Below are 1,433 nucleotides of genomic sequence, written 5' to 3'. Positions count from 1 at the left end.
GTACCCCGGCCGCTCCGTCGGCCCCCTTCCCCGTGCACCTCTCCCGGGACGGCCCTCCCACACGGCCGTCCCGTCCTCCGAGGAGATCCACCCATGGCACCACTCCCCCGCCGCCTCGCCGCCCTCGCGCTGGCGTCCACCTGCCTGCTGTCCGCCGCGGCCTGCTCCTCCTCCGGGGCACCCGCCACGGACGCCAACGGGCGGGCCGTCGTGAAGTTCTGGTCGATGCCGTACTGGATCGGCGACGACGCCAAGGTCAAGCAGCTGGTCGACCAGTTCAACGCCTCCCAGGACAAGGTCGCCGTCCAGCTCACCCAGCTGGAGTGGAAGGACGGCCGCGACAAGATCAAGCAGGCCATCGCGGCCGGCAACGGCCCCGACGTGTGGCTGATGAACAACGGCCTGGAGCTGGACTACCTGAAGGCCGGCTCGCTGGCTCCGCTGGACGAGCTCGGCTACACCTCCGCCGACACCGACAAGTTCCTACCGCTGGCCAAGGTCGACGAGTACGAGGGCAAGCAGTACGGCGTCCCGCTCTACTTCGACGTCGACGTCATGCTCTACCGCACCGACGTCTTCCAGCAGTACGGCATCACCGCGCCGCCCAAGACCTGGGACGAACTGAAGTCCACCGCCAAGAAGATCACCGACGAGTCGGCCGCGGCCGGCAAGAAGGTCAGCGGCTGGCAGTTCAAGGGCATGGACGACCACCTCAACGCGATCAACTCGACCTGGGAGAGCTTCCTCTGCCAGGCCGGCGGCAGCCTGACCTCCCCGGACTACGCCGCCTCGACCCAGGCCACCGAGGCCGGGCGCACCGCCATGGAGTACATGAAGTCCTTCTACACCGACAAGGTCTCCCCGACCGGCACCAGCGCCCTGAACGGCTTCATCAGCGGCGAGGTGGCGATGTTCCCGTTCTTCCAGTCGGTGATCGCCAACGTCCAGGCCGGCGGCGACAAGACGGCCGGAAAGTGGGCGGTCGCCCCGATGCCGGCCGGCCCGAAGAGCGGCTGCTCGATGGTCGGCGGCCACAGCCTGGTGGCCCGCTCCGACAGCAGGAACCTGAACGCCGCCGGCGACTTCATGCGCTGGCTGGCCTCGCCCGAGCGCAGCGCCCAGTACATGGACTTCCACGCGATCTTCCCGTACGACCTGGCCAAGGTGGACCCCGCGGTGAAGGCGAGCGTAGACGAGAAGGTCAAGGCGGACCCGAACTGGAACGCCATCTTCGAGCAGCTCTCGCGCAACACCCCCGACCTGCTGCTGCAGGACCGGCACGCCTTCCAGGCCCGCTGGGACGCGCAGAAGGCGTCGATCGTCGCCGGCGTCAACGGGCAGCAGCCCGTCGACAAGGCGCTGCAGTCGATCGACGCGCAGGTCGGCCAGGCCCTCGACGGCGAGAAGAAGTAGCCGCGATGGCCTCCCTGACC

Annotated in this window: 1 protein-coding gene; it reads left to right on the top strand. The window is 68.7% G+C overall.

Annotated elements, in window-relative coordinates:
• Positions 1-93 precede the first annotated feature (93 nt).
• The gene (locus ACFUEL_RS39660) at positions 94-1,413 is read left to right on the top strand and encodes an ABC transporter substrate-binding protein (protein ID WP_380243077.1); all 1,320 of its coding nucleotides are present in this window, start codon (positions 94-96) and stop codon (positions 1,411-1,413) included.
• Positions 1,414-1,433: the final 20 nt, after the last annotated feature.

Source organism: Kitasatospora sp. NPDC057198 (assembly GCF_042670125.1).
Lineage (GTDB): Bacteria > Actinomycetota > Actinomycetes > Streptomycetales > Streptomycetaceae > Kitasatospora.
The sequence above is the reverse complement of the archived record's forward strand: the minus strand, read 5'-3'. Positions and strand labels throughout refer to the sequence as shown.

Excerpts from the sequence above, each read along its gene's own strand:
- ACFUEL_RS39660 (WP_380243077.1), top strand. The coding sequence starts at position 94 with ATGGCACCACTCCCCCGCCGCCTCGCCGCCCTCGCGCTGGCGTCCACC.